Source organism: Methanobrevibacter filiformis (assembly GCF_001639265.1).
GTDB lineage: Archaea > Methanobacteriota > Methanobacteria > Methanobacteriales > Methanobacteriaceae > Methanacia > Methanacia filiformis.
The window spans coordinates 56273-64775 of record NZ_LWMT01000203.1 but is presented as its reverse complement, the minus strand read 5'-3'; the positions used below and the strand labels follow the sequence as shown (position 1 = coordinate 64775).

Genomic DNA, 8503 nt, shown 5'->3' with positions numbered 1-8503 from the left:
GTAAATTGTGGATTCTATTTTTTGATTTTTATTCAGATTTCTAAGACCATAATCATGTATTTTAAATGAGTCTGAACCACAACATTCACATTTAAAATCACTATTATCGATGTAACGACATTTAAGACTCCTACCTGTCATTTCTTCCAATGTTTGATGATATGTTGGGTCTACACGATTATCTAAGTATAATATTTCTTCTTCTATCACAACTCTCTTGGTACCATCAGTATTATATATTTTAACATTCAAATTATTACTTGGAGGAAGTTTGTTTTCTCTTTGCATAGATTTAACTATATTCTTCCTCCATTTAATTAATGTTATTATACTCACTTTTTTTTGAATTATACTGAACATTACATATATATGTTGTACTTTTCATTGAATTTTTTCACTTGTTCACCCTGAAGTTTTTGACACAGTCGTTTATTAAACTAACTTTATTAAAAACTAAGTTTGTTAAAATAATTTTATTAATTAAATTAAGAATTAAATAAATTATTTAATCAATATATGAATATATAAATTAAATTAAACTACTTCTGAGACACTCCATTTTATGTCTTGTTCTATTTTTTTAATATTGTTTTTATTATATTTAACATCAATTGGATAGATTTTACAATGAGATAAATCTACATCATATTTAAAATTCCGATTATTATTTGTTGTTAGATCTTTAAAGACATTTTTCATCAATTTTCTATTTTTTAATAAGTTTTCATAAAACTTACAATGTTTTGTAAGAATATTAACTCTTGTGATTTTGTTTTTTTGTGTATTTATTTTTAGTTTAAGATTAAATAATTCTCTATGTATCATTGAAATTCCTCGATTATTTTTGTATTAATTGATTTGTTTTATACTTAAAAATAGCTAGTCCTAGAGCATTTGAAAAGTAATATTTCAAAGGAAAAGTTGAATGTTATTAAACAGATTAATAAAAAAATGAAAATCAGTATATTATAATTAGTTTTATATGATTAACTAATTTATTAAAATTAATAATATGTTTAAGAAGGATATTTAATTTAGAATAATATGTTTAAGAAGGATATTTAATTTAGAATAATATGAATATGTTATAATCAGCTATTTTTAGTAATTATTTTGTATTATATGGTTCATTATTTATATTTTTTACTCTTTTCAACAGAGGGTGAAAAACTTTTATTACTATTAGAATTAAATTTTTGATTAATTGTGGTTTGTTTATAATTATCTTTTTTAAATATATTCATGGCACGAATTTTGTTATTTTTATTATTTATGCACTTATCTTTAAGAATAGTAACTTTAGAATCTTTTGGTGATTTTTTATTTATTTCAAGTTCCATTCCATCAAAAGCTGCGATTGTATTGGTCCCAGTTTCTTTTTTAATGCGATTTGCCTCGATTTCTGGGTTTTCATCTTTTCTTTTAAGACTAAAATGAGTCATTATTGCGATTTGAGGTTTAACTTGGTTTATTACTTGTATGAAGTTGTTACCTGTCATGTGTCCTCTAATATGCTCATCTTTAGGTCTTATAATGTTTCCAATCAGTATATCTGCGGACTCATGATATTTCCATAAATCATCAAAGTATAATGTGTCTGATATATAGGAAATTTTTATATTTTCATGTTCAAGTTGAAAACCTACTCCTGTTGGGTCGCCATGAAGGGTTTTAGTTCCTTTAATATTCATATTCCCTATTTTTTGTGTTTTATTTGCACTTAAAATGATATTTTTGCTTTTACTTTGGTGATATTTAGATATGCATGGTCCCCATTGTTGGAATCCTTCAAAAACACTTCCACTACCTATAATTATTCCTTTTTCTTTTGTCATTCCTTTTGTCATTGCTTCAATCATAATTTCGCAATCATTATAATGGTCAGTATGTGAGTGTGATACAAAAATTCCATCAATATCAATAGGGTTTAGTCCAAATTGGTATGTTCTTACTAATGCTCCAGGACCTGGATCAAAATGATAATTCTGTCCATTAATATCATCAATTCTAAAACCTCCAGTCATTCTTTGTTGACTGATTGTTGTAAATCTCCCTCCTCCAGTTCCTAAGAATTTTATTTTCATTATTCCACCAAAAAATAAATAGAATGCAGTTAATATGGAGCATATTTAATTAATTTATTAGTATTTCAATAATTTATATTAAATTATATATTTTTTTTTATATGATGGTTTACAAATTTAAGATTTATAGATTTATAGATTTATAAATTTAAGATTTACACATTTATAGATTTATTATATATTATTATATTATAATTATATTTGTAAACTGTTTGTTATATCATTTATATGATTATAAATGGCATAGTATGATATTACATGATAATTGAACATTATTTTGTTCGACACAAAGGGTTTCATTTTGAATAACTATTTTATCTCCGATTTTAACATCAATATTTTCTGGTGCAAACATAAAGGCTTTTTCTCCAGGTTTTACAAGTAATTTCCAGTTATGATCAAATCCTTGGACATTTTTGTTTAATTGTACTTCTAACATATTATTTTCTATGTTAGCTATTTTCCCAACAAAACCCTGGTTTATTATTTTGGTAGCCATTTGAATAGCTTCGGATTGTTCTAATAGCTCACTTTTAAGTTGATTTCTGAATTTACCAAGTACTTGAATATCTTTTTCAATAAAATAATCTAAGTATTCATTTGCTTCTTCTTTTGTAAATTTGTGGTTAATAATGTTAAGATCGTACGCTTTTCCAATAGATGGAGTTTTAGCAGAGATTTCTTCTAAAATTCTTAAAAATATGTCGCCCATATACTTTAAACTAAAATTTGACTTCCATTTTTTACTTATTAAATCATTTGCAAGTGTTTTAGTCCTTTTATTTCCAAATATAATTAGTGCATTGTTTCCTTTTTCCGTGTGGACTATTTTAGAGCCTGAAAGCTCCACAATTTGATATCCATTTGTAGTTCCATAAATTCGTTTTCTATTTGTTTCAGTCGTGCTTTTTGAACTTACTTCTCCTACATTAATTTTATCAAAGCTTCTTAATTTTATTCCATCTTCACTAATCTTTAATGAAACATCTAATTTGGAAGCAGTATCATATAAATCATCATCTCCCTTTATATTACCATTATACAACTCCTTTTCAAGTTTATCAATATTTTCTTTATCTCCAAAGTATGCTATTTTTCTTTTGTCACTAGCTATGACACATCCTTTTTTACCAACATAAGCTATTATTAAACTCATAATTTACACCATTAATTGCTAAATAATTATTGTGACTGTATGTTCTTAATTTAATGGGATATATGTAATAAATTAATATATAAAACACTGATTTCGCAAAACGATAAAAGATAAAAAATCTTTTATCTAATTTTTAAATCTTCGATTTAAAAAATAGAAAATTTTGCAGAATCTCATCATAAGCACTTAAATTATTATATAGCTTAAAGGATTTTGAAAAAATTTTTTATTTTTTCGAAATCAATGTACTAAATTTATTATTTATAATCAATATCTATTATTTTAGTATTATTTATAAGTATAACATGTTCTAATTTAGTATTATTTAATTGTTTTAGATCATACTCAATAAATTTTACAATATATTTATTTAACTTATAATTTTTATTTAAATGTATAATATAATTATCAATTTTATGCATGTTTTTCAGTAATTATCTATACATGTTATCATATTTATTTAATTTGTTAATATTTTAAGCTTTCTATTAAATTAGTATAATCAAAAAATATAATTATGATTAATTACATATTTATTTAATGAATATATTATTTAATTATATGTATATTTAATAAAACAATGTTATGAGGTGCAATATTTGTCAAAAACATTAGAAAATTTAACTAAAGCATTTATTGGTGAAAGTCAAGCAAGAAATAGGTACACTATTTATAGTAAGCAAGCAACCAAAGAAGGGTTCCATGAAATAGCTGAGATATTCCTTAAAACGGCTGATAACGAAAGAGAACATGCAAAATGGTTATTCAGATTAATTAATCAAATTAAAGAAAATGATGATCCTGTCATTGTTGAAGCAGATGCAAATACTATCTTAGGTGATACTGCAACTAATTTAAGGTCAGCTATTGAAGGAGAACATTATGAAGCAAATACAATGTATCCTGAATTTGCTGAAATAGCTAAAGAAGAAGGATTTAATGAAATAGCTATAAGACTTGAAAATATAGGTAAAGCAGAAGTTCATCATGAAAATAGATACAAAAATTTACTTAAAAATGTAGAAGATGGAACAATTTTATTAAAAGATACAAAAGTAACCTGGGAATGTAGAAAATGTGGATTTTCAGTTGAAGGAACTAAACCTCCAGCTAAATGTCCTTCTTGTGACCATCCAGAGGAATACTTTGAAATCATATGTGAAAAATATTGATATTATAAAATTAAACAGAGGTTGTTACTATAGCAAAATTAAATGATATATATAAACTGAATGGAAATATTGTAGAAATTTTAGTAGATGCTGAAGATTTAGATGGTGCTGAATTATTAGAATCTAAAAAAAAAGGAGAACTTTCTCCAAAACATGTTCCAATCATCGAAAGAGAAGGAAATAAAGTCACTGTTAAAGTTGGGGAAGTCACTCATCCAATGGAAGAAGAACATCATATATCTTTTATTGAGTTAATATCAGGAAATAAGGTTTACATAGCAAATTTAACTCCTGGAGATGAACCTAAAGCAGAATTTGAAATTAGTAGTGGTTCTGACCTTAGAGCTCGTGAATATTGTAATATTCATGGTTTATGGGAAGCTTAATTTATATTATTTTTTATATTATTTTTTTATATTATTTTTATATTTAATTTTATAATCTGAGTTTTTAAACTTATTATTTCTTTATTTATCTTATTTTTATTTTTTCATATGTTTATTCTTCTTTTCATGGAATAAAATCATTTTTTTCATGTTTGAGTTTATTTTTGAAATAGCTTTTGATAACTTTTTTTAAAATTGTTTCCTAATTTTATTAAACATTATACTAAAAAACAATAAAATATATATTATAGTTTACATATATATTATAATCATATAGAGTATATTAATATTAGTATTATATTGAATGTATTTAGATTAATTGTATAATTATATACTATTTATAGTAATTAATACAAAAGTATATATGGAGATATATGGAGTATATTAGATTTAAATAACTATAAATATGTTGTTAATATGTAGACTGATACTATGAGGACTAAAATAATAATAGTTGCTATTTTAATTGCTACACTATTTGTTAGTGGGTGTATAGACAACGGTATTGAAAATTTAAATAAAGAAGTTCTTAATTTAAGTCAGAGTATTGAAAATGGGGATAATAGTTATAATAAAGCTGTTAATCATGTTAATAATCGTGATTTTGATTCCGCGAATGTAGAAATAGGGAAGGCACTTGAAAATTTTACAGATGCTCAAAATAAAACATTACATATTATTGAAAAATATTCTAATATTAAAGAACAAACATATAAGAAATATTTCAAAATAATTAACTCTGAACTTAATTTAAAGTATAATGCTTCTAATAATATTCAAACTGCAATTAGTTATTACTCTTCTGGTCATAATAAAACAGGTAATAAATATCTAAAAAAAGCAAATGAATATATGGACAAAGGAGTTGCTAGTCAGAATAAAAGAAAAAACCTTGTAAATAATAATTCAGCTAAGTTCAAAGGTTAATATTTAACCTTTAAATATAAAATATTTAATTTAGCTATTACTTATGTATAATTACATTAATATTTGGATTATAATGTCATATTTATTTACAATTATGTCTTCTTATTTTAATGTAACTTTATTTTAGAATTATTATAATGTAATTCAGATTTAAACATGTTAATTTTAATTATTTTTTTAAAAAAATTTATAATTATGAAATAACATAATTATTAATGGTTATAAATTTAAAAGATTATAATTTAAAGAATTATAAATTTAACTAAGTATTAATATATTATTTACTAAACAATAATTGTAATTAGAATAGCAATTAATAGATTATAATATATAATAATTATATTAATATGGGATTATTTATATCAAGTATGATACTTTATATCAATAATAGTTTTATTATTAATTAAATTTAATTTTACTAATTTTATTACTAATAATTAATTATATTTTATAAGTATGCATTTTATTCATTGTTAATAATATAATCAAAACCATAATTGAGGTAAATTATGAAAAAAAAGTGTTCTAAATGTAAAGGGACTGGATCAAGAGTTAAAAAACGAATAACATGTCATGCATGTGATGGGACTGGTTTTGAAAATACAGTTGAAATTAAAGATCATTTTAAAGGTGTTACATCTAATGCTAAATCTAAATTTGACTTAGAAACAGAACAAGATGTTCCATGTGATGTTTGCAATGGAACAGGAAAAATAGAGATTTTTGAAGAATGTAAATCTTGTAATGGAACTGGAGAAATAAATGTCTGTAAATCTTGTGGAATATTAGTGAAAGAACCTTATGATTATTGTAAAAGCTGTTTAGAGGATAAAAAGAAGCGAGAAAAAATAGAAAAGGAGAAAAAAGCAAAAAATAAACAGAAAGTTTATGTATTAAGTTCTTTGTCTGAAATGAGTGATTTGGAAAAGGGTCCTATTTATAAAGGTAAAATCACAAGGGTGGAAAAATATGGAGTTTTTGTAAGCTTAAGTAATAATGTTTGGGGACTTATGAGAACTGGTAATCCTCAATACAATGTTGGAGATGAGATATTCATTAAAATCTCTGAAGTTAAGCTTCACAAAAGAGAAGTGGATATGAACCCAGCAAGGATTACTGGAGAATATGAACTTGTAAAAGTAAAGAAAAACATAAATAGAACACAAATTGGAGCACTTGAAAATGATGCTCTAGGTAAAGTTGTTAAAATTGAAGGCGAAATTTTACAAATCCAACAAACAACTGGTCCGACTATATTCACAATAGCTGACGACACATCGATTACATGGGCTGCTGCATTTAATGAGCCTGGTATTAGAGTCTATCCTAACATTGAAAATGGAGACATTGTTGAAGTTATTGGAGAAGTAAACCAGCACAGTGGTAAAATACAAATAGAATCTGAGGAAATCCAAAAATTAGAAGGTAACCAAGAAGAAGAAATGAGGAATTTAATAAATAAATCATTAGATGAACGTGCTGAACCAGAATCAGTAGATTTACTTATTGAAAGCTCAGTCTTAGATAAACTACATCCTAAAATGGTTGAAGCAGCTAAAACAATTAGAAGAGCTATTATAGATGGTCGTTCTATTCTTGTAAGACATCATGCTGATGCTGATGGTATTTGTGCAGGAGTTGCAATGGAAAAAGCTATTGTTCCGCTTTTAGTTGAACATAATCTTAATAATGATGCTGAATGGCATTATTTCAAGAGATCACCAAGTAAAGCACCATTTTATGAATTAGAGGATGTAGTAAAAGATTTATCATATGCTCTTGAAGATTTAGAAAGACATGGGCAAAAATTACCTCTTATTGTTCTTTTGGATAATGGTTCTACTGAAGAAGATGTTTTAGCATTAATGAAGGTTAAAATATATGGAATTGAAATTGTTGTTATTGACCATCATTTCCCAGGAGAAGTTGTGGATGGTAAAGTAGAAGTGGATGATTATGTAGATGTTCATGTTAATCCTTATCTTGTAGGTGGTGACTCACAAATAACTGCAGGTGCTTTAGCTGTGGAAGTGGCTCATATAATCAACCCAGAAATTAAAAAAACAATAGAACACCTCCCAGGAATAGCTGCACTTGGAGATCATGCAAGTTCAAAAGAAGCAGATGATTATGTAGCTATTGCAGGAAATCATGGATTCTCCAGAGAATATCTTGACAAAATAGCTGCATGTGTAGACTTTGAAGCATATTATCTCCGTTTTATGAATGGTAGAGGATTAATGGATACAATTTTAGCAGTAGATAATGTTGATAAACATGAAAAATTAATCAATGTTCTATTTAATGAATATCAAAAAAGAGTTGATACTCAACTTAAAGCATGTCTTCCAAACCTTAAAAGAGATCAATTTGATAATGGCATTAGATTTAATATGCTTGATGTTGAGAAATTTGCTCATAGATTCACTTTTCCTGCACCTGGTAAAACATGTGGATTTGTTCATGATGCAGTTGTACAAGAATATGGTGAGGATACTCCAATTTTAACTCTTTCTTATGGTCCAGATTTCGGAGTAATTAGAGCAACAGATGCAGTAAATGAGACCTTCGGCTTTAACCTAAATGAAATTATCTGGAAACTAGCAGACAAGATCCCAGAAGCTGGAATTGATGGTGGAGGTCACGAAGTAGCGGGATCAATAAAATTCATTGAAGGTTTATCTGATGAAGTTTTAAATGCATTTATTAATGAAATTAAGAACCTTTAGTTTCATTTTTCTCTTATTGTTTTTACATTTACTTGCTCTTTAATTGGGT

9 protein-coding genes are annotated in these 8503 nt (G+C 25.5%); 4 read left to right on the top strand and 5 right to left on the bottom strand.

Going from position 1 to position 8503, the window contains the following annotated elements; translation table 11 throughout:
- From MBFIL_RS05440 to MBFIL_RS05425, 4 genes are all read right to left on the bottom strand, one after another.
- The coding region (locus MBFIL_RS05440) for a hypothetical protein (protein WP_211261725.1) at positions 1-360 on the bottom strand (360 nt) is incomplete at its 3' end.
- 174 nt (positions 361-534) lie between these two features.
- On the bottom strand, positions 535-825 hold the full coding sequence (locus MBFIL_RS05435; RefSeq protein ID WP_066972218.1) for a hypothetical protein: 291 nt from the start codon (positions 823-825) through the stop codon (positions 535-537).
- 305 nt (positions 826-1130) lie between these two features.
- Complete coding sequence (locus MBFIL_RS05430) at positions 1131-2084, bottom strand: MBL fold metallo-hydrolase (protein WP_066972215.1); 954 nt, start codon at positions 2082-2084, stop codon at positions 1131-1133.
- 232 nt (positions 2085-2316) lie between these two features.
- Positions 2317-3240 (bottom strand): MJ0548 connectase family domain-containing protein, encoded by a 924-nt coding sequence (locus MBFIL_RS05425; protein ID WP_066972212.1) that lies wholly within the window; start codon positions 3238-3240, stop codon positions 2317-2319.
- 590 nt (positions 3241-3830) lie between these two features.
- Here MBFIL_RS05425 and rbr point away from each other — a divergent pair.
- The gene (gene rbr / locus MBFIL_RS05420) at positions 3831-4412 is read left to right on the top strand and encodes a rubrerythrin (RefSeq protein ID WP_342667594.1); all 582 of its coding nucleotides are present in this window, start codon (positions 3831-3833) and stop codon (positions 4410-4412) included.
- A gap of 10 nt (positions 4413-4422) precedes the next feature.
- On the opposite strand, the gene MBFIL_RS10975 is transcribed toward rbr, so the two are convergent.
- The gene (locus tag MBFIL_RS10975) at positions 4423-4623 is read right to left on the bottom strand and encodes a hypothetical protein (protein WP_245637458.1); all 201 of its coding nucleotides are present in this window, start codon (positions 4621-4623) and stop codon (positions 4423-4425) included.
- Here MBFIL_RS10975 and MBFIL_RS10970 point away from each other — a divergent pair.
- The 3 genes from MBFIL_RS10970 to MBFIL_RS05405 all read left to right on the top strand — a co-directional run bounded on the left by MBFIL_RS10970 (position 4574) and on the right by MBFIL_RS05405 (position 8454).
- Complete coding sequence (locus tag MBFIL_RS10970) at positions 4574-4798, top strand: desulfoferrodoxin family protein (RefSeq protein WP_342667595.1); 225 nt, start codon at positions 4574-4576, stop codon at positions 4796-4798. The genes MBFIL_RS10975 and MBFIL_RS10970 overlap by 50 nt on opposite strands.
- Before the next feature lie 432 nt (positions 4799-5230).
- Positions 5231-5725, top strand: a complete 495-nt coding sequence (locus MBFIL_RS05410; protein ID WP_066972203.1) for a hypothetical protein — start codon at positions 5231-5233, stop codon at positions 5723-5725.
- 509 nt (positions 5726-6234) lie between these two features.
- Positions 6235-8454 (top strand): DHH family phosphoesterase, encoded by a 2220-nt coding sequence (locus tag MBFIL_RS05405; protein WP_066972200.1) that lies wholly within the window; start codon positions 6235-6237, stop codon positions 8452-8454.
- The last annotated feature ends 49 nt before the right edge of the window (positions 8455-8503 follow it).

Excerpts from the sequence above, each read along its gene's own strand:
- MBFIL_RS05435 (WP_066972218.1), bottom strand. The coding sequence starts at position 825 with ATGATACATAGAGAATTATTTAATCTTAAACTAAAAATAAATACACAA.
- MBFIL_RS05430 (WP_066972215.1), bottom strand. The coding sequence starts at position 2,084 with ATGAAAATAAAATTCTTAGGAACTGGAGGAGGGAGATTTACAACAATC.
- MBFIL_RS05425 (WP_066972212.1), bottom strand. The coding sequence starts at position 3,240 with ATGAGTTTAATAATAGCTTATGTTGGTAAAAAAGGATGTGTCATAGCT.
- MBFIL_RS05410 (WP_066972203.1), top strand. The coding sequence starts at position 5,231 with ATGAGGACTAAAATAATAATAGTTGCTATTTTAATTGCTACACTATTT.
- MBFIL_RS05405 (WP_066972200.1), top strand. The coding sequence starts at position 6,235 with ATGAAAAAAAAGTGTTCTAAATGTAAAGGGACTGGATCAAGAGTTAAA.